Genomic DNA, 22,736 nt, shown 5'->3' with positions numbered 1-22,736 from the left:
TGGCCGAGTCGGGCCACCTCGACGACGTCGACTACCTCTACGCGGTCCACGTCGGCCTCGATCACCCGTCGGGCGAGGTCGTCTGCGGCGTCGAGGGGTTCCTCGCGGTGCGGCACTTCCTCGCGGAGTTCACCGGCGAGCCCGCGCACGCCGGCGCCCGCCCCGAGCAGGGCCGCAACACGGTCCAGGCGATGGCGGCCGCGGTCCAGAACCTCTACGCCATCCCGCGGCACGCCGACGGGCCCACGCGCGTGAACGCCGGGCTCGTCGGCGGCGGTACCGCGACGAACATCATCCCGGAGGAGTCGCACATCGAGGGCGAACTCCGCGGACAGACGACCGAGCTCGCGGAGTACATGTCCGACCACGCCGACCGGATCCTCGGCTCCGCCGCGGAGATGCACGACTGCGAGGTCGACGTGTCCACGCTCGGCGAGGCGCCCAGCGCGACGAGCGACGACGCGCTCGCGGCCCTCGTCCGCGAGTCCGCGGGCGACGTCGAGGGCGTCGCGAACATCGTCGACAGCGACGAGCTCGGCGGCTCCGAGGACGCCACGTACCTGATGAACCGCGTCCAGGAGCAGGGCGGGCTCGCCTGCTACCTCGGCGTGGGCACCGACCACCCGGGCGGCCACCACACGACCGACTTCGACGTCGTCGAGGACGACCTGTCGGTCGGCATCGACGTGATCGCCGGCGCGATTCGGCGGGTCGCCGAGACGCAGCCGTAACGACACCGAGTCTGTAGGGGCACTGATTTCAACCGTAAAACCGACCGATTCGATGTCTGTGAGGGCGCTTCGGAACGCGAAATCTATGCGCCGCATCCCACCTACCTCTCGCGGCGCGCCTCCGAACGGAGTGACGGGGCCGCAGGCTCAAAAGGTCGGATAGTTGAACGGAAAAGAAATTTCAAACAGTTATCCGTACGATATGAGACGATGCTGGCGTACGTCCCGCTCGCCGTCGGGCTCCTCTGTGCCACGGTCCTCCTCGTTGGATTCACCGCCACCGCGCTCGGAGACGACTACCGGTTCTGGCCGCCGGGCACGGACGAGCGAAAACGGCGCGTGTACCTGCTCTGTTCGAACGGCTTCGTGTTGTGTACGCTCCCCACCGTCGTTCTCGATGCCGGCAGCGTGACAATTCCGCTCTGGTCGCAGGCGGTCGGTGGAGTAGTCGCCGTCTTCGCGGCCGGTCTACTCATGAGATCGGCCGCCGACCTGGGGGAGAAGGAGACGGAGGGACGGGTCGGAGAACTTCGTACGGACGGGCTGTACCGCTACACGCGAAACCCGCAGAACCTCGGAGGTATCCTCCTGTGGTGGGCCTTGGCGATTGCCTCGTCGTCACTCCTCGTCGCGATACTCGCCTGCGCCATCACCGCCTGGATGGTCGCACAGTCCCTCATCGAGGAGCCGTGGCTCCGAGAGCGGTACGACGGATACGCCGAATACGCCGAAAGCGTGCCGCGTTTCGTCGGGATACGGTCAGTACGTCGGGCTGCGGACGCGATTCGATCCACTCGGGCCGACGCCGATTCGTAACACTGGTGTCCCCGGGAGGGTATCCGTTTCGCCGAGCGCTCCGGTCAGAACGTCAGGTGCGAACTTGACGACGGGCCCTCGTCGCCGTCGCCGCCGTCCTCGTCCGGCAGCCCCTCGCGGAGGTAGTTGAGGTCGCCGTCGGTCAGGAACACCGCGCCGTCGCGGACGGTCACGTCCACCGAGCGGAGCGTCGTCCCCGCCGCCTCGCCGTTGTCGCAGGACCCCTCGCAGGCGTCGAACGCCGAGCCGTGCTTCGGGCAGACGACCGACCCGCCGCGGGTGACCGCGCCGACGCCCTCGCGGTGGAGCCGCTGGTCCTCGTGGGTACAGCGGTTGATCCACGCGCGGACGGGCTGATCCGGACTCGCCCCCTCTTCGTCCGGCTCGTCAGCGCAGGGCACGAGGAGCACCTCGCGGTCCGCGTCGCCCTCGCGGGCCGTGAACGCCCACGACCCCCGCTCGCGGACGGTCTCGACGGTGGTGAGCCGGTACCCGCTCACGGCCTCAGTACTTCGCGTCGGCGCCGGTCGTCTCGTACACGCGGTCCATGATCGAGTCGCGCTGACGGGTCCAGTTCGCCATCGCGGCCGGGCTCGTCGGGTACTCGTCGTAGTGGCCGATCAGCTCGTCGGCCAGCGACTTCGTCTGGTAGAAGTTCCGGATCGTCCCCCAGTAGCCGAAGCTCTTGACCGCGGCCTTCAGCTTCAGCCCGAAGGACATCGAGGTCGACCCCTCGTACAGCGCCTCCGCCAGCTTCTCACCCGGCAGCGACGCGAGGAGGCCCATCAGGTTGTCCACGTCGACCGCGGTCGCGAGGACGTTGTACACGTCGAGACCGGCGTACCGGCCGCCGAAGTGGTCCATCACGCGGGTGTTGTACCGCCAGAGGTTCTCCTCGCTGACGTCGCCGTCCGAGATCGCCTTCACCGCCTGCTCGCCGGCGTACTTGCCCGCGTACGCCGCGCCGGCGATGCCGCCGCCGGTCGTCGGGTTCACGTGCCCCGCGGCGTCGCCGACCGCCATGTACCCCGGCGCGACCGCCGAGTCGTACGGGCGTCGGGTGGGCAGCGCGGCGCCGAGCTTGTCGCGCACCTCCGCGCCCTCGAACTCGGGGCGGTCCCGGAGGTCCTTCTTCAGCGACTCGACGAGCTGCATCGGCTCCTCCGTCATCTGGAAGCCGAGGCCGGCGTTGATCTCCGTCGCGGTCCGCGGGAAGTACCAGAGGTACCCCGCCGCGCGGTCAGTCGCCTTGAACACCAGCGCGTCGTCCCACTCGACCGGCTCCGGGACGTCGACGATCTCGCGGTACGCCGAGCAGAACTGCGAGTACCGGACGTTCGTGTCGAAGGTCGTCCCCGCGAAGTCCGCCTTGTCCTGGAGCAGCGAGAGCGACCCGGCGCCGTCGATCACAATGTCCGCCTCGTACGTCCGCGGGTCGCCCTTCCGCACCGCGTGGATCCCGGTGACGCGGCCGCTCTCGTCCTGTCTCACGTCGTTGATGACGGTGTCGTAGTGGAAGTCGACGCCCGCGTCCTCGGCCCCGGAGATGAGCTGGCGGCCGTACTCCCAGCGGTCGATGACGGCGAGCTCGCCGGGGACGGGGATCTCTAGGACCGTGTCCTCCTGCGGGATCTCGAAGCGACCGTGGTCGACGCCGGTGTTCGTGAACGCGGGCTCGAGTCGGTCCTTCGGGATCGCCTCCGGGAAAGCGTCGGCCCCCTTCAGTGCGTCACCGCAGGCGATGTGGCCGGCCTCCTCGGCGTCCTTCCGCTCCACGATGACGACGTCGAGCCCCTCGTTCGCGATCGTCGCGGCGGCGTAACAGCCGGCGGTCCCGGCCCCCGCCACGACGACGTCGTACTCGTCGATATCCATTACCGGACCGTGTCGTGCGCCCGTCAAAACTCTTTGCTCCCGTTTCGGTCGGGTTCGATGGGACGGATTTCGACCGCCGGCCGGCCCCGACGCCGCCCGGCGATGCCGGCGGCCGAGCCTAACTGTTCAGGCTCACCGTTTAACGGCTCCGAGACGGACGATCGGGTATGGGTCAGCTCGATCAGACCGACGCGGACCTGGTCCGGGCGTGGCTCCCGGAGGTCCGCTCGGCGGACGCGACCGCGGCGCTGATGATCGCCGTCGCGTACGACAGGGGGATCGGCACGGCGGAGCTCGCCTCGTGGTACGACCGCTCCGAGGAGTGGATCGAGGAGACGGTCGCGGCGCTCGACTCGTCGCGGTTCGTCTCCACCGTCGCCCGGCTCGAGGGGGTGAACCTGGAGGCCGTCGCCGCGGAGTCGAACCTCGCCCCGGCGACGGTCCGCGACTGGTTCGACGCGCTCGCCGACGAGCCGGTCGACGAGGCGGCCGACGTCGTCCGGCGGTACGCGGAGGGGTCGGTCGAGCCGGTCCGGACCGGATCGCCCTCGACCGTCTACCACCTCGACCGCGACGCGCTGACGGAGCGGGGGTGGTCGCTGTCCGACGACGACCTCTTCGAGAAGGCGGCCGACGCGGACCTCGACCTCCCGGAGTACGGGCGCTTCCTCGTCGAGCCCGGCGAGTCGATCCTGGAGGCGGCGGAGCGGGGCGGCCGCTCGTGGCCGTACGCCTGCCGCGGCGGGGCCTGCTCGAACTGCGCTGTCGTCGTCGTCGAGGGCGACGTGGCGATGCCGGGGCAGTCGATCCTCTCCGACGAGCAGATCCGAGAGGCGAACGCCCGGCTCTCGTGCGTGGGAGTCCCGATCACCGACGAGGTCAAGATCGTCACGGGGATCGGCGACACCGAGGCGTTCGCCGATCTGCGGCTGCCGTCCCCGACCGAGGGGGCGGGGGCGTCGGACTGACGCTCCGGCCGCGGCGATGGCCGCCCGGGAGCGCGACCTACTCTTCGGTCTCGTAGTGCTCGCCCGCTGCCTCGGGGATCTGCGTCCGTCCGACCAGCGTGAGCACGACGATCACGACGACGTACGGGATCGTCTGGACGAGCGTGTCGGGGATCGCGTACCCGAGCTGCTGGAGCCGGATCTGTGTCGCGTCGAGCCCGGCGAACAGCACGCCGGCCCCGAGCGTACCGAGCGGATTGTAGTTGCCGAACAGGTACGCGACGATGGCGATGAAGCCCTTGCCCTGAACCATCGTCTCGCCGGAGCCGACGAACTGCCCGATCGACAGCGCGAGCGCCGAGCCGCCGACGCCGGACAGCACGCCGGAGAGGAGCACGCCGGCGTACCGGACCCGAGAGACCGAGACGCCGACGGTGTCGAGCGCCTTCGGGTTCTCCCCCGAGGCGCGGAGGTGCTTGCCGAAGGTGGTCCGGTTCAGGAGCCACCACGAGCCCAGCGTCGCGATCACGACGAGCGCCGCGAAGTACCGCCAGCCGACGCTGGCCCCGAGGTTCGGCGTGTTGACGCCGCCGAAGAGCACCCGCGACAGGAACGGCGCGAGCCCGAGCGCGATGAGCCAGACCGCCAGCCCGGCGATGATCTGGTCCGCCTTGAACTCGATACAGACGACGGCGAACACCGCGGACAGCGCCGTCGACGCGGCGATGCCGGCGAGGAACGCGACCGCGAGGGCGGGGATACCCAGCACGCTGTTCCCGATCCCGACGACGGACGCCGCGTAGATCGAGACGAACGCCGAGATGATGAGCAGCCCCTCCAGGCCGATGTTGATGACGCCGGACTTCTCCGCGAAGATCCCCCCGAGCCCGGCGAGCACGATGGGCGCCGCGAGCCGCGCCGTCGACGTGGCGGTGCTTGTCGAGAACGCGATGCCCGCGAGGTCGCCGGCGACGGAGTCGGGGAACGCCGCGCCGACGATACCGAGCAGTCCGAACACGACGACGACGCCGACGACGAGCGACCGCGTGTAGTCGGACTCGATCAGGTCGTCGAGGATCGGGATCGAGAGGTCGGCGATCGGGTTACGCATCGGCCTCACCTCCGTCGGTCCCGACGGCCCCGTCCGTCTCGTCGGGGTCGGTCCGGACCCCGCCGCCGGGACCCCCGGCGCCGATGCCCGCGTACTTGCCGATCATCCGGAAGAACTCCGGCATCGCGACGAACAGGATGATGAGCCCGCGCAGCACGCCCACGAGCTCGGTCGGGACGTCCGTCCGGAACCCGATCTCCAAGGCGCCGCCCTTCAGAATGCCGAAGAGGAAGGCGGCCGGCAACACTCCGATGGGGTTGTTCCCGGCGAGTATCGAGACGGTGATCCCGTCGAAGCCGAGGCTCGGGATCGAGGCCATCCACCGGCCCTCGGACATGAGCACCCACACCGAGCCGCCGATGCCGCCGAGCGCGCCGGACAGCGTCATCGCGCGGACGGTCGTGAGCTTCGCGTTCACGCCGCCGTACTCCGCGGCGGCCGCTTGGACGCCGCTCGTTCGGACGTCGTAGCCGAACGACGTGTGCTCGATGAGGTAGTAGAGCGCCCCGATGAACGCGATCCCGACGAGGAGCGCCACGACCGCGAAGTCGGCCGACTGCGGGAAGAACCACGGCAGGAACTGGGCGTACTCCGGGACGTACTGCGTGGCGACCACGGACGACCCCTCGGCGCGGAACACCTCCAGCACGAGCACGTACGCGACGTTCGCCGCGACGAAGTTCAGCATGATAGTCGTGATCACCTCGTTGGCGTCGGCGTACGCCTTGAGCGCGCCCGGGATGGCGCCCCAGAACCCGCCGCCGACCGCGCCGGCCGCGGTGCCGAGCACGATCAGGACCGCACCGCCGACGGGACCCTCGGGCAGCAGCGGCGCGGCCGCGATGACGGTCAGCGCGGTCGCGAGCGCCCCGACGACCAGCTGGCCCTGCGTGCCGATGTTGAACAGGCCGGCCCGGAACGCGACGGCGACCGACAGCCCGGTGAAGATGAGCAGCGTCGTCTCCGAGAGCGTCAGCCCGAGCGAGAGGTTGAACGGCGTCCAGTTCGGGTTGAACAGCCCGGGTTCGCCGACGGCGATCGGGTTGCCGAACGCGCCGTTGAACAGCACGACGTACACCTGTATCGGGTCGTAACAGAAGCCGATCCCGGTGAGCGGCATCGTCCACGCGGCCGTCGAACACTGGGCGATCCTGCCCGAGATCAGCACGATGACGAAGCCGACGGCGATCGAGAGGAGGATCGCGGCGACGCTTATCACCAGCCGCTCCGCGACGCTCCGGTCGACGAACGGCGCGATCAGTCGGGAGACGACGGAGGGGGTCCCGCCCGCGTCCGGTCCGGCGTCGCTCACGCGTCCACCTCGTCGCCGTCGGCCGTCGGGTCGCCCGCGATCTGGTCGGTCGCCTCCTCGTGGAGGGAGGCGGCCTCGACCGAGTCGTCGTCGGGCGTCTCGCCCGCCATCAGCAGCCCGATCTCCTCCTCGGTGACGGTCGCCGGGTCCACGACGCCGCTGAACTCACCCTCGTGGATCACGGCGAGCCGGTCCGAGAGGCCCTGGACCTCGTCGAGCTTCGAGGACACGAGCAGGACCGCCTTCCCCTCCGCGCGCAGTTCGAGCAGCCGGTCGTGGAGGAACTCCGTCGAGCCGATGTCGACGCCGCGGGTCGGGTGCATCGCGACGACGAGGTCCGGGTCGCGCTCGAACTCGCGGCCGACGATGAACTTCTGCTGGTTCCCTCCGGAGAGCGCCTCCGCCTCCGCCGCGGCGTCGGGCGGCCGGACGTCGTACTGCTCGATGACGGACTCGGCGTGGTCGCGTGACGCGCTCCAGTCCAGTCGCCCGCCCCGAGCGAACGGCTGGTCGTGTTGGCTCCCGAGGATGGCGTTCTCGGTGAGGTCGTACGACATCACCAGTCCGCGCTCCTGTCTGTCCTCCGGGATGAACGCCATCCCGCGGTCGATCCGGTCGCGGCGCGTCGTCCCCGAAAGCGACTCGCCGAGGTAGTGAATCTCGCCGTCGGCCAGCTCCCGCAGCCCGGTGATCGCCTCGACGAGCTGGGACTGCCCGTTCCCGTCGACGCCGGCGATGCCGAACACCTCGCCGGCCCGGAGCTCGAACGAGAGGTCCGAGACGGCCCGCACGCCGCGGTCGTCGTCGACGTCCAGCCCGCTGACGCTCAGCACGCGGTCGCCGGCCTCCTGCGGCGTCGTCGCGGGCTCCATCAGCACCTCCCGACCGACCATCATCTCCGCGAGGTCCTCCCGGGTCACGTCTTCCGCGGCGACGGTCCCGACGTTGACGCCGTCGCGGAGGACGGTGATGTCGTCGGCCGCCGACAGCGCCTCGCCGAGCTTGTGGGAGATGAAGATGATCGTCTTCCCCTGCTCCGTGAGCTCTTCGAAGACGCCGTACAGCTCCTCGACCTCTTGCGGGGTGAGGACCGCCGTCGGCTCGTCCATGATGAGCACGTCCGCCCCGCGGTACAGCGCCTTCAGGATCTCGACGCGCTGCTGTTCGCCGACGGAGACGTCCGCGATCGCCGCGTCGGGGTCCACGTCGAAGCCGTAGCGCTCGCTCAGTTCGACGACCGCCTCGCGGGCCGCCTCCTTGTCGACGCGCAGCCCGCCCCACGTCGTCGGCTCGTTGCCGAGGACGACGTTCTCCCACACCGTCATCGGGTCGACCAGCATGAAGTGCTGGTGGATCATACCGATACCGGCGTCGATCGCGTCCCGCGGAGAGTCGAACGACTGCGGCTCGCCGTCGAGGCGGACGGTCCCCTCGGTCGGCTCGTAGAGTCCGTACAGCACGTTCATCAGCGTGGTCTTTCCGGCCCCGTTCTCGCCCAGCAGGGCGTGGACGCTCCCGCGCTCCACCGCGAGATCAACGTCGTCGTTCGCGACGACCCCGGGGAATCGCTTCGTGATGCCGTCCAAGTGGACCGCCGGGTTCATTCACCCGTAACTCCGTGGCAGTCCCTAAAAACGCGCGGATTCGCGGCCGAGGGACGCGAGAGCTGTCACTCGGCGAACCGTACCGCGAAAAAGTGGAAGTTCGGCCGCCGCGTCGGACCCGGTCCGGAACGCTCGCCGCGTCGGACTCGGACCGAGCGCTCGCCGCCCTCGGCTCAGTTGCTCGTGGTGTCCGGGACGTCGATGTCGCCGGCGATGACGCCGTCGCGGGCGTCGGAGACCGAAGACACGATGTCGTCGGGGACGTCGTCGCCGATCTCCTGTCCGTAGACGCACTCGACGCCGTTGGACTCCAGCCCGAGCGCCGTCGTGCTACCGCCCTGGTGGTTGTCGTCGATGACGTTCGAGATCGACTCGTACACCGCGGTGTCGACGCGCTTCACCATCGACGCCACGATCACGTCGGCGAACGACTCCTCGGAGACCGACTGGTCCTGGTCGACGCCGAAGGCGAACCGGCCCTCGTCCTGCGCGGCCTGGAAGACGCCGACGCCAGTCGCGCCGGCCGCGTGGTAGACGATGTCGGCGCCGCTCTGGTACATCGACAGCGCCGCCTCCTGGCCGCCCGAGGGGTCGGCGTAGCTGCCGACGTAGCTCGTGATGACGTCGACGTCGTCGGTCGCGTAGTCGACCCCGGCCTCGAAGCCGGCCTGGAACCGGCGGATGACGGGACTGTCGACGCCGCCGACGAACCCGACGTTCGTCGAGTCGGGGTCGGTCGATCCCGCGCCGGCGGAGAAGTCGGTCGTGGACAGCTCCCCGGCGAGGACGCCCATCAGGAACGACCCCTCCTCCTCGCGGAAGAGGTAGTTCGCGACGTTCGGCTCCTCGACCACGGTGTCGACGATCATGAAGTCCTGGTCGGGGTACTGCGGCGCGGTCTCGGAGAGCGCGTCGCCCTGGTTGAACCCGATGGTGGAGACGAGGTCGTAGTTCGGGTCGGTCGAACTCGCGTACCGCTGCTGGAACTGCGAGAACTCGCCGGCGCCCTCCGGCTCCGCCTCGTTGTACTCGATGCCGAACTCCTCTTCGGCCTGGAGGATGCCCTGCTGGGCCGCGTCGTTGAACGAGTTGTCGCCCAGTCCGCCGTCGGAGTAGACGATACCGACCGTCGCCGGCGGCGAGTCGGACCCGTCCCCGCCGTCGGAGCCGTCAGACCCGTCGGAGCCGTCGGAGCCGTCCGTGCCGTCCGAGCCGTCGGACTCGTTCTCGCCGTCGCTCGGCCCGCCACCGCACCCCGCGAGGCCGACGAGGCCCGCTGCGCTTGCCGCTTTGATGAACCGCCGCCGATCGAAGTCGGATGCCATCTCACTCGTAACCCCGTCGGAACGCGGCATAAATTCGTCGTTCCCGCGCCGAGAGGGAGGCACGTTCGTGAAACGAGACGGCAGAATACCGGGTAAAAGCGGGCCTCGATCGGTGTTCCGATCCACGGACCCGTATCATTCACGGTCGTAAACGGGGACAGAACGCGAGGCCACCGACGCGCGCAGCGCCCGGGCCGTCTTCCGTCGACGTTGCCCATGACGCCTTCGCCGCCGACACGCCCTCGCCGCCCACACGTTCTCTCCGCCGACACGCCCTCGCCGCCTACGCCGCCGCGACCGCGGTCTCGACCACGTCCTCGACGTCGGCGACGAGCTCGTCTACGTCGTCGCTCTCGGCGTACACCCGGACGTACGGCTCCGTGCCCGACGGGCGCACGAGCGTCCACGAGGCGTCGTCGAACTCCAGCCTGACGCCGTGGTCGGTGTCGACCGCGGCCGCGGGGAACGCCTGCGGCAGCGCCGTCTCCAGCCGGTCCATCACCGACTCCTTCGCGTCGTCCGGGCAGCCGACGCTCACCTTCCGGTAGGGGCGCTCCGTGACCGGGGCGCGGAGCGCCGCCAGCCCCTCGTCGGCGACGAGGCGGGCGATCACCGCGGCGGAGGCGACGCCGTCGATCCACCCGCCGGAGGCGACGTGGATGTGCTTCCACGGCTCGGCCGCGAAGACGACGCGGGTGTCGGCGGCGCCCTCCGCGCGCACCGCGGCGATCCCCTCGTGGAGCGCGCCGAGCCGCACGCGCTCGACGCGGCCCCCGGCGTCGCGGACGCGCTCGTCGATCCGCCCGGAGGCGTTCGGCGTCGTCACGACGACCGGGTCCCCGGCGTCGCTCGCGCGAGTGTACCGCTCCGCGAGGACCGCGAGGACCGTGTCCTCGTGGACGACCTCGCCGTCGGCGTCGACGATCACAATCCGGTCGGCGTCCCCGTCGTGACCGATCCCGAAGGCGAACCCCTCGGTCTCGTCCGCGTCGGCGTCCGCTCCCGCTCCGCTCCCCCCGTCTGCCGGGCGCCCGGGACTCTCGACGCCCTCGTTGGCGTCCGCGACGAACGCGCGCAGATCGGCGAGCGTCTCCGGCGTGGGCTTGCTCCCGCGGCCCGGGAAGTGGCCGTCGACGTTGCCGTTGAGCGTGACGACGTCCGCGCCGAGCTCGCGGAGGACGGTCGGCGTCGCGGGCGCGCTCATCCCGTTGCCGCAGTCGACGGCGACGCGGAGCCCGTCGAGGTCCGCGCCGAAGCCGGCGGCGTACTCGCGCACGTGTTCGAGGTAGTCGCCGAGCGGGTCGACCCGGGTCGCCGCGGTCCACTCGTCCCACGGGGCCACCGGCGCCTCGTCGGCGACCCGCGACTCGACGGCGCGCTCCAAGTCGCGGTCGAACTCGACGCCGTCGCGGAACAGCTTGATCCCGTTGTCGGTCGGGGGGTTGTGCGAGGCCGTCAGCATCACGCCGTGACGGCCGCGCGAGGCGTGCGCCAGCGCCGGCGTCGGGAGCGGTCCCGCGCGTCGGACGGCGACGCCGCCGGCGGAGAGGCCGGCCTCCATCGCGGCCGCGAGCGCCGGGCCGGTCACTCGCCCGTCGCGGGCGAGCACGACGGTGGGGTCGGGGGTCGACTCGTCGGCTCGGTCCCGGATCGCCGCGCCGACGGCCCGCCCGACGGCGAGCGCGAGCGACGGCGTGACGCGGTCCTCGACGCCGCCGCGGATGCCGGCGGTTCCGAACAGGTCCATGTCGCCCACGTCGGCGCGCGGGAGTTAGTAGGCGTCGGTTGCGGGCGGGCCGTTTAACAGGGAGCGCGTCGCACCACCGACCGATGACCGACCGCGTTCGCGCGCACGTGTTCGTCTCGGGCCGCGTTCAGGGCGTCTACTACCGGGCGACGACCCGCGACACGGCCCGCGAGACGGGCGTCGACGGCTGGGTACGGAACCTCGACGACGGCCGGGTCGAGGCCGTCTTCGAGGGCCCAGAGGGAGACGTCCGCGACATGGTCGAGTGGTGCGAGACCGGAAGCCGGGCCGCCGAGGTCGACGACGTCGACGCCGAGTACGGAGAACCGGAGGGCGAGGACGGGTTCGAGGTGAGGTGGTGAGCGAGCGCCCGCCCCGGTCGTCTCAGTCGTCGCCCGTCAGCGCGGCGGCGTCGCCGGGGCGTTCCCGCACGCCGAGCTCCTCTAGCGCACGCAACACCACGATCGCCTCCACGACGTCGCGCTCCTCGGTGTAGGGGTCGTCGACCGCGTCGAGGGTCGCCTCGGCCTCGTCCGCCAGGCGCGCCTCCAGTTCCGTCTGGTCCGTCTCGGCCTTCGTCGCCGACAGCAGCGCCTCATGGTCCTCGCGGAGGTCTAGGGAGACGTGCGCCGCGTTACACCGCGAGAGCGGGTGCGCGTCCATCTCGATGGCGAGGTCGCTCACGAGGTCCCAGTCGTCGGCGCAGAAGCGGAGCGTGACCGTGCCGACGACGTCGCGCCACGCGATGGGCCCGCCGTTCTCCATGAGCCGGAGCGCCCGCGGCGGCACTGCGATCCGGGTGTGGGTGTCGTCCCGGCCGCACAGGCAACAGGGGGTGTTCTTCAGTCCGGCGTACACAGCGCTCCGTACGCGCCGGAGAAGGGTGTGCGTTTCGGCGGGCAAGCACCTTTCGCCCGCGCCGGGAGCGCCGTCGCCGAATCGAGGTCACACAAAACACATACGCCGTCGGAGGGTCGGAAGAGGTGATGAATCGCCCGTCACCCGAACTCCTCGCGGCCCTCTGTCTGTTCGTCGTCGGAGTCGGGGTCGTCGCCGGCGCCGTCGCGGGCGCGACGGACCCGGCCCCGGTTACGTACTCGGTGGATCGAACGGACAGCGAAGTCCACCGCTACGCGGACCTCTCCGGGGCGGCGCGGGACGTCGTCGACGCCGGCTCTGATCGCGGTGAAGCCTCCGTCAAGGCTGCCGGCGATCGCGACGAGGTCGCCGTCGACGACCTCCCGTCCGAGTTCCGGTCGGGGGCTTGGAACTTCGTCAGGGACGACGGCGAACTGGCGTGTTTCTTCCCGACGGACGACGCCGACTCCGGAGACGTCAGCGTCGCGTTCGTCGACTGCGAGGGGTTCGCCTTCGAATACGATGACCTCTCCGAACGGGGACAGCGCTTCTTCACGGTGGCGGCGGACTCCGACGACGGCGGCGTCTCGATCTCGAAGCCGGTTCCCTCGGGGCTGGACGTCGCTCCGGGAGACACCGGGATCGACATCGAGGAGGCTCCCGAGGAGGGGGGCCTGTACTACGTGTTCGCGGACGAGCGCGTCTACGAGTTCACGCTCTACGGACCGGGCCCGCTCGGCGGGTTCGGCGCGCTCATCTATGCCGCCTTCGTGACCGCTCTCGGCCTCGCCCTCATCGCCGGCAGCGCCTACGGCTATCGGGTCTCGGCGGTCCACGCGCCCGCGGCCGCCGCGGTCGGTGGGTGCGTGTACCTCGTACAGCCGGCCGTCGAGGCCGCCGGGCTGTTGCGATGGTCGATACGGCTCGACGGGTACAGCCCGTGGGGGATCCCGCTCGTGATCGCTCTCGCCGTGGGCGGGGCGGCGTACGTTATCCCGGACCTGTACGCGTTCGCGCGAAAGTACGTGTGAGAGCGACGCAGCGGCTGCGCGACGCGGCGGCACGATTTACAAACCGATGAGCCTGCCAGCGCCGCTCATCGATTTGTGAGGCGGTGGCGCGTGCCTCCGAGCGTCCAACGGACGCGAGGAGCACGCGCGAGGGAGTCGGCGGGCCGGAGCGAAGCGGAGGCCGGCCGACGAGGCTGGGGAGGTGTGAGGCTGCGGTGCCGTACGGGGCGGGACTCAAAGGGGCGGTCGCGAGGGCGGCGCAGGCGACGTAAGCACCGCAGGGAGCGAGCAGCGCGAGCGACCGAGGAGCGCAGCGAGCGTGCGCCGCCCTCGCGACTGGGGCTTTAGATGCCTACATCGACGATTCGCTGTTAGTAGTTTATAAACAAACAGCCCGGGAACGGATGTCTATTTATAAACGAAATCCAATCCTGCTAACACACGCTTACGCGTCGCACTCGGCGAGCCACTCGTGGGCCCACGAGTCGATCTCCTCGAAGACGGGGGCGAGCGACTCGCCCTTGGCGGTCAGGCTGTAGTACGTCGCCACCGGCGAGTCCTCCTCCAGTCGCCGGTCGACGAACCCGGTCTCTTGGAGGTCGTCGAGGACGCGCGAGAGCGTGCGGGCGTTCGCGTCGGTCTCGCGTTTAAGTTCGTTGAACCGCGACTCGCCGTTCAACAGCTCGTGGAGGACGACGAGCCGCCACTGCGACCCGATCTGCTCGATCGAGTCGACGACCGGGCAGGGCGTGTCGGGCGTCGTCGCCGCCGCCGTCGCGTCCGTCTCCGTCGCCTCGCCAGCCGCTTCAGCCCCCGAATCCGCCGTCTCCGCCGACTCCGCCGCGGAAAGGTCCTGTGATGACATCGGTGTTACCTACTAACTCTATTGTCCGGGAAGCGATAAATGGGTTACGCCCGTATAGCAGGTTACACGATGTTAGCTGAATTCGCGACGCTACCGCTCCAGTTCGACACCCCACTCGCGGGCGAACTCTTCCTGCTCGGCCGGATCCTGTTCGGCGCGACGCTCGCGTTCATGGGCCTCAACCACTTCACCGACCTCGAGACGATGGCCGGCTACGCCGAGTTCAAGGGCCTCCCCGCGCCGAAGTTCTCGGTGATCGCCTCCGGGGCCGTCCTCGCCCTCGGCGGCCTCGCCGTCGCCGCGGGCGCGTTCCCGGTCCTCGCCGCGGGCTCGCTCGCCTTCTTCCTCATCGTCTCGGCCGTGACGATGCACGACTTCTGGTCGATGGACGACCCAGAGGAGAAGCAGAACGAGATGACGAGCTTCCTGAAGAACGTCTACGGCGCCGGCGCCGCGCTCGCGCTGCTCGCGGTCGGCGGCACCGCGTGGCCGTACGCGGTCGGGCTGGGCCTGTTCTGAGCCGCGGCCGAAGCTGCTGACCGTCCCGATCCTCGGCCGAGCCGATTGACCGTATCGAACGACCGAACCGCCCGAACGACCCGTTCCGCGACCGCCGCGCCTTGTTCCCGGCCACCGACACGACGGCCCCGGAGTCGCCAGTACGACTAACTGCCCTCCCGACGACCGATCACACGCACCATGACCGACGCGCCGCCGACGACGGGGCTCCACCACGTCACGAACATCTGTACCGACATGGACGAGACCCAGTCGTTCTACGAGGACGTGCTCGGCTGGCACACGGTCAAGCGGACGCAGAACTACGACGACCCCGGGACGCCGCACTACTACTTCTCGTCGACCCCGGAGGGCGAGCCCGGGACCACGGTCACCTACTTCGAGTACCCCCGCTCGCAGGGGACGCCCGGCCCCGGCGCGAGCCACCATTTCGCGTTCGGCGTCGAGGACGAGGCGACGCTCCGCGAGTGGAAGGAGCACCTCGAGGGCCACGACGTCCGGGTCTCCGAGGTGAAAGATCGGACCTACTTCAAGAGCGTCTACTTCTCGGACCCCGACGGGCTCGTCTTCGAGCTCGCGACGCGGGGGCCGGGGTTCACCCGCGACGAGGCGGAGCCGGGCAGCGCGGTCATCGACCCGTTCGAGGGCGGTCACGAGGAGTGAGACGGGCGGGCGACGACGCGCGCTCGACGGGCTGGGTGGGACGACTGCGCGCGCTCGGCGTGCTCAGCCGGCCCCGTCGCCCGACTCACTCGGCTCCTTCGACGAGCGCCGCGAATCGGTCGAGCGCCCGCCGACAGACGGGGACGTACGGGGCCGCGACCAGCGGGACCTCGATAGCCGCTCGACACCGACCCGACTCTCCCGGGTAGCGGTCGATGCGATGGCCCGTCGCGGGCACCCCGGCGACTCGCCAGTCCCAGCGGAGCCGCGTCGCGGCCGTCACGCGGAAGGGGACCCAGCGGCACGCGACCCGGACGCGCCCCGTCGTCCCGGTCTCGACGTACCGGTCGGTGCTCTCGACGCCCCGAACGGACGGGCTCCACTCCGGCCACCGCTGCGTGTCGCGGAGCGCCGTCGCCGTCCGCTCCGCCGGGGCGTCGACGTCGCGACCGACCGCGAGCGTCGCCCCCTCGCGGACCACCGCGGTTCGGGCGTCGCGCTCGGCTGTGGTGTCCACGCAGCGTCGTCCGACGCCGGCGACCCTCATCGCTGCGGTCCGCGAGAATCTCCGCACGTTCGTGCGGTTCGATGCGGTCCGAGCCCGCCTAATTGGCAGTTCGTCCATCGACCGAGGAGGCCCCTCGCGAGAGAATATTAATACCTTATATGGTATCAGGTCTCATTATCTCTTTCCACGAAGGGTTAATACGGGGGTCCGGGCTACCAGCTGTCAATATGGCAAGCGATCGCGATACCATGAAAGACGTCTCGCACACCGCACCGAACGACACCTCCGCCGACGCCGTCTGGGAACGAGGACGAGGACCGGTCGAGGAGGAGGAAGAAGAGGAGTAACGCGGGCCGACCGTCTTCTCTCGCCGGGCGACTCCCCGGCACCGCTCGCCGCCGACCGGTGAGCGGCGCAGATGCGCCGCACCTGCCGGACCCCTCCGACACCCTCTTTGGGGTTCTCTCTCGACACGCGACATGGTCGGAGTCGCACTCGGCGCGGTCGGCGTGGCGGCGGTGATCGTATTACTGGGGTTCAGCGCGTTCTTCTCCAGCTCCGAGACCGCGATCTTCTCGCTGCCCGCCGAGTGGTTCGAGCGGCAGGCCGACGCGGGCGACCCGCGGGGAGCCGTCCTGAAAGGGCTCCACGACGACCCGCACCGCCTCCTCGTGACCCTGCTCGTCGGGAACAACGTCGTCAACATCGCCATCTCGAGCGTCGTGACCGTCCTGATCGCGAGCTACCTCCCCGCCGGGCCCGCGATCGTGGTAACGACCCTCTGTACGAGCGTCCTCGTCCTCGTCTTCGGCGAGATCGTCCCGAAGGCGTTCGGCCTCGGCAACGCGGAGACGTGGTCGCTGCGCGTCGCGTCGCCGGTCCGGCTCGTCGAACGCGTCCTCTCGCCGCTCATCACGCTGTTCGACGGGGTGACGCGCCGGATGAACGCGTACATCAGCGGCGACGGGAGCATCGAGAAGCCGTACACGGAGTGACGAGTCTTCCGACGGGGACGGACATCCAGGCGATCGTCGCCCGCGGCGTTCTCTCGGTCGCTCGTGCGGCTCGCAGTCCCCCGCCCTCGCCGCGTTCTCGGGGCCGATAACCGCGGGCGTGGGTTTAACCCGCGAGCCGGCGGAAGCGCAGGCATGATCGAGGTGTCGGGGCTGCGGAAGACCTACGGCGACTTCGCGGCCGTGGTCGACAGCGACTTCGCCGTCGACGACGGCGAGGTGTTCGGGATCGTCGGTCCGAACGGGGCCGGAAAGACGACGACGCTCAAGGTGATCGCCGGCCTCGTCGAGCCGACCGACGGCGAGGTGACCGTCGCCGGGTTCGACGCCTCGGACCCCGAGATGCGCCGGCACCTCGGGTTCCTGCCGGAGGAGTCGCCGCTGTACGAGGAGATGACCGCGCTGTCGTACCTCCGCTTCTTCGCCGACCTCTACGACGTGCCCCGGGAGGTGGCCGACGAGCGGATCGAGGCCGCGCTCGACCGGCTCGAACTCGACCATCGCGAGCGCCGCCTCGGCGACGTCTCGAAGGGCATGAAACGCAAGGTCGCCATCGCGCGCTCGCTGGTCAACGACCCGGACGTGCTGGTGTACGACGAGCCCGCGTCCGGGCTCGACCCGGTGACGACCAACTCCGTGCTGGCGTTCACCCGCGAGCTCCGCGAGACCGGGAAGACGGTCGTCTTCTCCGCGCATAACCTCTACCACGTGGAGTCGGTCTGCGACCGCGTCGTGGTGATGAACGAGGGCCGGATCGTCGCCCGCGGCAGCGTCGACGGGATCCGCGAGCGACACGGCGAGACGACCTACCGCGTGTTCACGGACGTCGAACCGACCGCGACGCTCGCGCTCGCCGACCTCGACGCGGCGACGGCGGAGGTCGGCGACCGCTACCGGACGACCGTCCCGGACATGGACGCGGTCGCGGCGGTCCGCGAGGCGGTCGCCGACGCGGGCGGCGAGGTCGTCGACATCCGGAGCCGCGAGCCGAGCCTCGAAGACGTGTTCCTCGACATCGTCGGGCGACCGATGCCAGGGAGATTCACCGGCGACATCGGTGACGACGCCGACGGAGACGAGGACGACGGAGCGGACCGGGAAAGCGACGGCGGCGGAGACGGCGACGAGGGGGCGGAGACCGCGGCCGCGACGGCGACGGAGGCGACCGAGTGACCGATCGGCTGCGCCGCCTCGGTCGCCGGATCGCCGTCGCCGCCCGTCGAGTGCTCCGCGTCGCGAAGTGGGAGTCCGCCCGGGCGTCCGGCGGCGTCGACCGGAAGACCCTCGCCGCGGGGGTCGCCCTGCTCCTCGTCGCCGGGGGGGTCGTCGGCGTCGGCGTGGCGACCGGCGTCGCCGGCCTCGACGTCGACCGCGACGTCTACCGCGTCGGCGTCGACCCCGGCTCGCCGTACGCGGACGCGATCGAGGCGGAGCCGTCGCTGCGCGCGGTCTCGGCCGGCCGGGCGTCGCTCGGCGACACCGCAGACGCGGTCGTGGTGACGGTGGTGCGACCCGGATCCGAAGACGGGGGCGCGATCGATCCCGGGGACGTCGAGTCGGTCGTCGTCCGCGCGACCGACACCCAGAAGGGCGAGGCCGCGGCCGCGTCGGTCCGCGAGGCGGTCGAGGCGCACAACGAGCGCCTGATGCGCGCCGAACCGAACCGGACGGCCGCGTTCCCGGTCACCGTCACGCTCCGGTACGTCGGTCGGACGACCGGGTTCGACGAGGGGACGACGCTCGGCGGCGACGGCGACCAGACGAGCGACTCCGACGGGTCGACCGGCGGCGGGTCCGACGGCGGCGACGGCGGAAGCGACGGGGAGGGCGGAAGCGACGGTGACGGCAGCACGACGGACGGAGTCGGCTCCGTGGGCGGCAGCGATGGGTCGGACGGCGACGGCGGCTTCGCGGTGCCCTCCATCGGCGGCGCGGCGTTCGGCGCCGACACGGTCGGATCGCCGGGCTCGATCACGCCGCCGTTCCCGTTCACCTCGCTGCTCCTCGCCTTCGTCTTCCTCGTGCCGATGAACTTCCTGATCCAGGCGTACGGCTCCTCGATCCTCGACGAACGGACGAACCGCCGGGGGGAGCCGCTACTCGTCACGCCGCTGTCGCCGGCGGAGATCGTCGCCGGCAAGACGCTGCCGTACGCCGCGGCCGCGGCGGTCGTCACGACGCTCATCGCGCTCGCGGTCGGGGGCGGGGCGCTGTCGGTGATAGCGGTGGCACCGGTCGCCGCGACCTTCCTCGGCGCGACGTTCGTCGGCGCGATGTTCGCGCGGTCGTTCAAGGAGCTCACCTTCGTCACGGTCGGGGTGAGCGTCCTGCTGACGACGTACGCGTTCGTGCCGGCCATCTTCACGAACGTGACGCCGGTCGCGCTCGTCTCGCCGCTGACGCTCGTCGTCTTCGACCTCCAGGGCGAGGCCGTCTCGGCCGGCGAGGTGCTCTTCTCGACCGCGCCGATGGCGGTCGGCGCGGCGCTGCTGTTCGGCCTCGGGCTCGGCGTCTACCGCGAGGAGGACATGTTCTCGCAGAAGCCGGTGACGCGGAAGTTCCTCGACGCGCTCGCGGTCCGCCTCTCCCCGGTCCCGACCGGCGGCGCGCCCCTCGACCGCCGGCGGCTCCGCGCGCTCGGAGGCGTGGCGTTCCTCACCGCCTGTACGATCCCGTTCGTGTTCGTCGCGGAGCTGCTCGCCGTCGCGGTGCTGTTCGCGCTGCCGGTGACCGTGTCGATCCCGGTGCTGCTCGTCACCATCGCCTTCATCGAGGAGGTCGCCAAGAGCGTCGGCCTCTACGCCGGCTTCGAGCGCGGCGTCTTCGAACGGCTCGACGGCGTCGCGGCCGGCGACGGCGACGGGACCCTCCGCGTCGCACTCGCGGTCGGGCTCGCCTCGGGGACGGGGTTCTTCCTCGCGGAGAAGGCCACCGCGGTCGTCCAGGCGGTCGGGCTCACCGACCTCTTCCTCGGCCGGGCCGCCTTCGGCGACGTGGCCGGCCTCTCCGGGCTGCCGCCGCTCGCGCTGGCCGCGCTGTTCTTCGCGCCGCTGGCCCTCCACGCGGTCACCACCGGCCTCGCGAGCGTCGGCGCGAGTCGCGGGCGGACCGCCTACGCGCTGGCCCTGACGCTGGCGACGCTCGGGCACGCCGCCTACAACGCGGGGGTGGTGAGCCTTGGATAGCCGCCTGACGATCGCCGGGCGGGAGCTCGCCGGGCTGCGCGCCGAGAAGACGATCCTGCTGGCGATCGGGATCCAGCTGTTCATCGCGATGTTCTCGTCGTTCCTCGTCGTCGGGCTCGTCTCGATGTACGACCCCGGCGCACTCGACGGCGCGCAGGTCGAGGTCGCGGCCGCGGGCGACGCGGTCGACGACTTGGAGCGCGCCGCCAGCGAGGTCCCGGGCGCGTCGGTCACAGCGTACCCCGACGCGGACGCGGCCCGGGGCGCCTTCGAGCGGAACGCGGCCGACGCGGTGGTGGTCACGACTCGCCGGGAGTCGGGCCGGGTGTCGGCGGTCGTCACCGCCCCCGACGCCACCGTGGAGACGACGGTGATCGTCGTACAGCTGCGCGAACTCCTGCGGACCTACGAGCTGAACGAGCGGGACGCGCGCGCCCCGTTCCTCGAAGATTCGCCGCTGCCGCTGCCGGAGCGGAGCGACACCAGCCCGTACTTCACGTTCACCTACACCGTGTTGATCCCGCTCCTCGTCTTCCTCCCGGTGTTCATCTCCGGGTCGCTCGTCGTCGACTCGATCACCGAGGAGATCGATCAGGGGACCATGGAGCTGCTCCGCGTCGCGCCGGTCACGCTGGCCGAGATCGTCGACGGCAAGGCTGCCGCGGCGATCGGGATCGCCCCCGGGCAGGCGCTGATCTGGCTCCTCCTCCTGGAGGCGAACGGCACGTCGGTCGCGAACGTCGGCCCGATCCTCGCGCTGATGACAGCGCTGACGGCGCTGGTCGTCGCCGTCGCGGTCGGTATCTCGGCGGTCGCGCCCGACCGGCGGGCGGCCCAACTGCTCTACTCGGTCGCGGTCCTCGTGCTGTTCGGCGGCGCGACGGCGATGGCCGGCGGGCCCGCGAACGCGGTGGCGCGGCTCGCGATCGACAGCGCCGACGCGGCGACGGGCGTCCTCGTGGTCGCCTACGCCGTGATCGCCGGGGCCGCGTACCTCGGCGTCCGTCGCGTCGTCGCCGCTGAGGGACTGGGTCGCTGAGGGATCGAGTGCGGTTCGGTCGGCGAGCCGGGTCAGTCGACGAACCGGTCGCCGATCCGCTTCGCGGTCGGGAGCCGCCAGCCGCGGGCGACGGCGACGAGCCGGAGGCCGACCGTCACCGCCGCGCAGGCCGCGGCGGCCAGTCCGGGGGGCGCGCCGACAGCGCCGACCGCCCAGTACGCGACGCCGCCCAGCACCGCGCAACTCGCGTAGAAGTCCTCGAAGAGGATGAACGGCGCCCGGTCGAGCAGGACGTCGGCGAGCGCGCCGCCGCCGACGGCGTTGATCGTCGCGACGGTCACAACCCCGAACGCCGAGACGCCCGCCTCCGTCGCGACGATGGCCCCGGTGGTGGCGAACGCGGCGAGGCCGACCGCGTCCGCGACGACCGTCACGGGGTGTTCGTCGGGCGAGGCGAGCCACGCGCTCAGGCCGACCGCGAGCGCGACCCCGACCAGCCCGAGGAGGACCTCGACCGGCGAGCGCAGCGCGAGCGGGACGCGCGAGACGAGGAGGTCGCGGGTGACGCCCCCGGCGAACGCCATCGCCAGCCCGACGACGGCGACGCCGAAGAGGTCGAACTCCTCGCGGACCGCCTTGCTCGCGCCGACCAGCGCGAACGCGACGAGCCCGACCGTGTTCATGACGGCGAACGGGTCGCCGAACAGCGTCGCCAGGACGCCGCCGGTCATCCGCCGAACGCCCCGAGGCTCGACTGGAGCTCGCGCTCCGGGACGGCGTCTGTCAGCTCGTAGCCGACGAGGTCGCGCGCGTCGACCGCGTACGTCGAGCCGCCGCGGTCGAGCACCAGCACTCGCCCCTTCCACCCGCGGACGGTCCCCGCGGCCATCGTCTCGGCCACGGGCCGGTCGCCGAGGTCGAGCCCGTAGTCGAACGCGAACCGCTCGATCGGGTCGAACCGGTCGAGGAGTTCCTCCCACGCCGCCTCGTCGACCGCACGCCCGAACCCGTCGAGCTTCGTCGGAACCCGGACGCGGTCGACGAGGTCGTCCCCGGCGGCCAGCTCCGCCTCGACCTCGCGGGCGATCCGTCCGTCCGGGAACGTCCGGACGAGTGCCGCGCGGTCGGCCCCCTGCTCGCGGAGGCGGGTCCCGAGCCGCCACTCGCGGGTGACGCCGACCTTCAGCACGTCGGGCGCGAACGCAGCGAGGTACATCGCGTGGCTCTCGTGGCAGTCCATCTCGTCTTTCAGACACGTCCCGGTACACCGGGCGCACACCCAGACGCCCGAGTGCTCGTCGCAGTAGGGCGCGTCCGCGGCGTCGCAGGCGACGTGGTCCCCCTCGTTGACAGTCCCCGCGCAGCGCCGCTCGCCGAGCCCGAAGGCGAGCTCGGTCCCCGGGTCGGCGGCCACGAAGTCGACGTTCCCGTCGCTCGCGACGTAGAGCCCGCCGCCGACCGGTCCGGCGGACTCGGTGACCCGACCGCCGTCGGACTCCGGCGAGTCGCTCGCGGCGTCCGTCTCGTAGCCGACGACCTGCACGCCGAACGGTAGGGGGAGCCGAGTTTTATAGCCGTCGTCGGGGCGCGCATTCGCCGCGCCGCGAGGCGGTCGTCTCTCCCGGGGTATCGTCCCCGCCCGCCGAG

Annotated in this window: 23 protein-coding genes; 11 read left to right on the top strand and 12 right to left on the bottom strand. The window is 71.0% G+C overall.

Going from position 1 to position 22,736, the window contains the following annotated elements; genetic code table 11:
- The coding region (locus Q0116_RS04185; protein WP_297885801.1) for a M20/M25/M40 family metallo-hydrolase at positions 1–731 on the top strand (731 nt) is incomplete at its 5' end.
- 210 nt (positions 732–941) lie between these two features.
- Positions 942–1,547, top strand: coding sequence for an isoprenylcysteine carboxylmethyltransferase family protein (locus Q0116_RS04180; protein WP_297885799.1), 606 nt, complete (start codon positions 942–944; stop codon positions 1,545–1,547).
- Positions 1,548–1,591: 44 nt separating this feature from the next.
- On the opposite strand, the gene Q0116_RS04175 is transcribed toward Q0116_RS04180, so the two are convergent.
- Entirely contained in the window at positions 1,592–2,047 is a 456-nt protein-coding gene (locus Q0116_RS04175; protein WP_297885797.1) for a Rieske 2Fe-2S domain-containing protein, read from the bottom strand.
- A 4-nt stretch (positions 2,048–2,051) separates the two neighbouring features.
- Positions 2,052–3,422: a geranylgeranyl reductase family protein gene (locus Q0116_RS04170; protein WP_297885795.1), complete on the bottom strand. Its 1,371-nt coding sequence runs from the start codon at positions 3,420–3,422 to the stop codon at positions 2,052–2,054.
- A 167-nt stretch (positions 3,423–3,589) separates the two neighbouring features.
- On the opposite strand from Q0116_RS04170, the gene fer reads away from it, so the two are divergent.
- Positions 3,590–4,390, top strand: coding sequence for a ferredoxin Fer (gene fer / locus Q0116_RS04165; protein WP_297885794.1), 801 nt, complete (start codon positions 3,590–3,592; stop codon positions 4,388–4,390).
- 37 nt (positions 4,391–4,427) lie between these two features.
- On the opposite strand, the gene Q0116_RS04160 is transcribed toward fer, so the two are convergent.
- The 5 genes from Q0116_RS04160 to Q0116_RS04140 all read right to left on the bottom strand — a co-directional run bounded on the left by Q0116_RS04160 (position 4,428) and on the right by Q0116_RS04140 (position 11,468).
- Positions 4,428–5,480, bottom strand: coding sequence for an ABC transporter permease (locus tag Q0116_RS04160; protein ID WP_297885792.1), 1,053 nt, complete (start codon positions 5,478–5,480; stop codon positions 4,428–4,430).
- On the bottom strand, positions 5,473–6,792 hold the full coding sequence (locus Q0116_RS04155; RefSeq protein WP_297885790.1) for an ABC transporter permease: 1,320 nt from the start codon (positions 6,790–6,792) through the stop codon (positions 5,473–5,475). The genes Q0116_RS04160 and Q0116_RS04155 overlap by 8 nt, the downstream gene beginning before the upstream one ends.
- Positions 6,789–8,396 (bottom strand): ABC transporter ATP-binding protein, encoded by a 1,608-nt coding sequence (locus tag Q0116_RS04150; protein WP_297885788.1) that lies wholly within the window; start codon positions 8,394–8,396, stop codon positions 6,789–6,791. The genes Q0116_RS04155 and Q0116_RS04150 overlap by 4 nt, the downstream gene beginning before the upstream one ends.
- A gap of 173 nt (positions 8,397–8,569) precedes the next feature.
- Complete coding sequence (locus Q0116_RS04145) at positions 8,570–9,721, bottom strand: BMP family protein (protein WP_297885786.1); 1,152 nt, start codon at positions 9,719–9,721, stop codon at positions 8,570–8,572.
- A 283-nt stretch (positions 9,722–10,004) separates the two neighbouring features.
- Entirely contained in the window at positions 10,005–11,468 is a 1,464-nt protein-coding gene (locus Q0116_RS04140; RefSeq protein ID WP_297885783.1) for a phosphomannomutase, read from the bottom strand.
- 83 nt (positions 11,469–11,551) lie between these two features.
- Here Q0116_RS04140 and Q0116_RS04135 point away from each other — a divergent pair, with 83 nt between their 5' ends.
- Positions 11,552–11,830: an acylphosphatase gene (locus tag Q0116_RS04135; RefSeq protein ID WP_297885782.1), complete on the top strand. Its 279-nt coding sequence runs from the start codon at positions 11,552–11,554 to the stop codon at positions 11,828–11,830.
- Between the two features lie 22 nt (positions 11,831–11,852).
- Here the strand turns inward: Q0116_RS04135 and Q0116_RS04130 are convergent, their stop codons facing one another.
- Positions 11,853–12,326 (bottom strand): hypothetical protein, encoded by a 474-nt coding sequence (locus Q0116_RS04130; RefSeq protein ID WP_297885780.1) that lies wholly within the window; start codon positions 12,324–12,326, stop codon positions 11,853–11,855.
- A gap of 128 nt (positions 12,327–12,454) precedes the next feature.
- Here Q0116_RS04130 and Q0116_RS04125 point away from each other — a divergent pair, with 128 nt between their 5' ends.
- Complete coding sequence (locus tag Q0116_RS04125) at positions 12,455–13,357, top strand: hypothetical protein (protein WP_297885778.1); 903 nt, start codon at positions 12,455–12,457, stop codon at positions 13,355–13,357.
- 424 nt (positions 13,358–13,781) lie between these two features.
- Here the strand turns inward: Q0116_RS04125 and Q0116_RS04120 are convergent, their stop codons facing one another.
- The gene (locus Q0116_RS04120) at positions 13,782–14,201 is read right to left on the bottom strand and encodes a helix-turn-helix domain-containing protein (protein WP_297885776.1); all 420 of its coding nucleotides are present in this window, start codon (positions 14,199–14,201) and stop codon (positions 13,782–13,784) included.
- Between the two features lie 69 nt (positions 14,202–14,270).
- Here Q0116_RS04120 and Q0116_RS04115 point away from each other — a divergent pair, with 69 nt between their 5' ends.
- Both Q0116_RS04115 and Q0116_RS04110 read left to right on the top strand, forming a co-directional pair.
- On the top strand, positions 14,271–14,720 hold the full coding sequence (locus Q0116_RS04115; protein ID WP_297885774.1) for a DoxX family protein: 450 nt from the start codon (positions 14,271–14,273) through the stop codon (positions 14,718–14,720).
- A 180-nt stretch (positions 14,721–14,900) separates the two neighbouring features.
- Complete coding sequence (locus Q0116_RS04110; protein ID WP_297885772.1) at positions 14,901–15,383, top strand: VOC family protein; 483 nt, start codon at positions 14,901–14,903, stop codon at positions 15,381–15,383.
- An 85-nt stretch (positions 15,384–15,468) separates the two neighbouring features.
- On the opposite strand, the gene Q0116_RS04105 is transcribed toward Q0116_RS04110, so the two are convergent.
- A complete protein-coding gene (locus Q0116_RS04105; protein WP_297885770.1) occupies positions 15,469–15,900 on the bottom strand; it encodes an SRPBCC family protein in 432 nt (143 codons plus the stop codon).
- A gap of 470 nt (positions 15,901–16,370) precedes the next feature.
- Between Q0116_RS04105 and Q0116_RS04100 the strand changes: the two genes are divergently transcribed.
- From Q0116_RS04100 to Q0116_RS04085, 4 genes are all read left to right on the top strand, one after another.
- Complete coding sequence (locus tag Q0116_RS04100) at positions 16,371–16,886, top strand: DUF21 domain-containing protein (RefSeq protein WP_297885768.1); 516 nt, start codon at positions 16,371–16,373, stop codon at positions 16,884–16,886.
- Between the two features lie 153 nt (positions 16,887–17,039).
- Positions 17,040–18,077: an ABC transporter ATP-binding protein gene (locus Q0116_RS04095; protein WP_297885766.1), complete on the top strand. Its 1,038-nt coding sequence runs from the start codon at positions 17,040–17,042 to the stop codon at positions 18,075–18,077.
- A complete protein-coding gene (locus Q0116_RS04090; protein WP_297885764.1) occupies positions 18,074–20,089 on the top strand; it encodes a PrsW family intramembrane metalloprotease in 2,016 nt (671 codons plus the stop codon). The genes Q0116_RS04095 and Q0116_RS04090 overlap by 4 nt, the downstream gene beginning before the upstream one ends.
- Complete coding sequence (locus tag Q0116_RS04085) at positions 20,082–21,128, top strand: ABC transporter permease (protein WP_297885762.1); 1,047 nt, start codon at positions 20,082–20,084, stop codon at positions 21,126–21,128. The genes Q0116_RS04090 and Q0116_RS04085 overlap by 8 nt, the downstream gene beginning before the upstream one ends.
- A 32-nt stretch (positions 21,129–21,160) precedes the next feature.
- Here Q0116_RS04085 and Q0116_RS04080 read toward each other — a convergent pair whose 3' ends face one another.
- Together Q0116_RS04080 and Q0116_RS04075 are read right to left on the bottom strand one after the other, a co-directional pair.
- Positions 21,161–21,820, bottom strand: a complete 660-nt coding sequence (locus Q0116_RS04080; RefSeq protein ID WP_297885760.1) for a trimeric intracellular cation channel family protein — start codon at positions 21,818–21,820, stop codon at positions 21,161–21,163.
- Positions 21,817–22,632: a DUF2797 domain-containing protein gene (locus tag Q0116_RS04075; protein WP_297885758.1), complete on the bottom strand. Its 816-nt coding sequence runs from the start codon at positions 22,630–22,632 to the stop codon at positions 21,817–21,819. The genes Q0116_RS04080 and Q0116_RS04075 overlap by 4 nt, the downstream gene beginning before the upstream one ends.
- Positions 22,633–22,736: the final 104 nt, after the last annotated feature.

The organism is uncultured Halorubrum sp., from assembly GCF_937146585.1.
GTDB classification, from domain to species: domain Archaea; phylum Halobacteriota; class Halobacteria; order Halobacteriales; family Haloferacaceae; genus Halorubrum; species Halorubrum miltondacostae.
The sequence above is the reverse complement of the archived record's forward strand: the minus strand, read 5'-3'. Positions and strand labels throughout refer to the sequence as shown.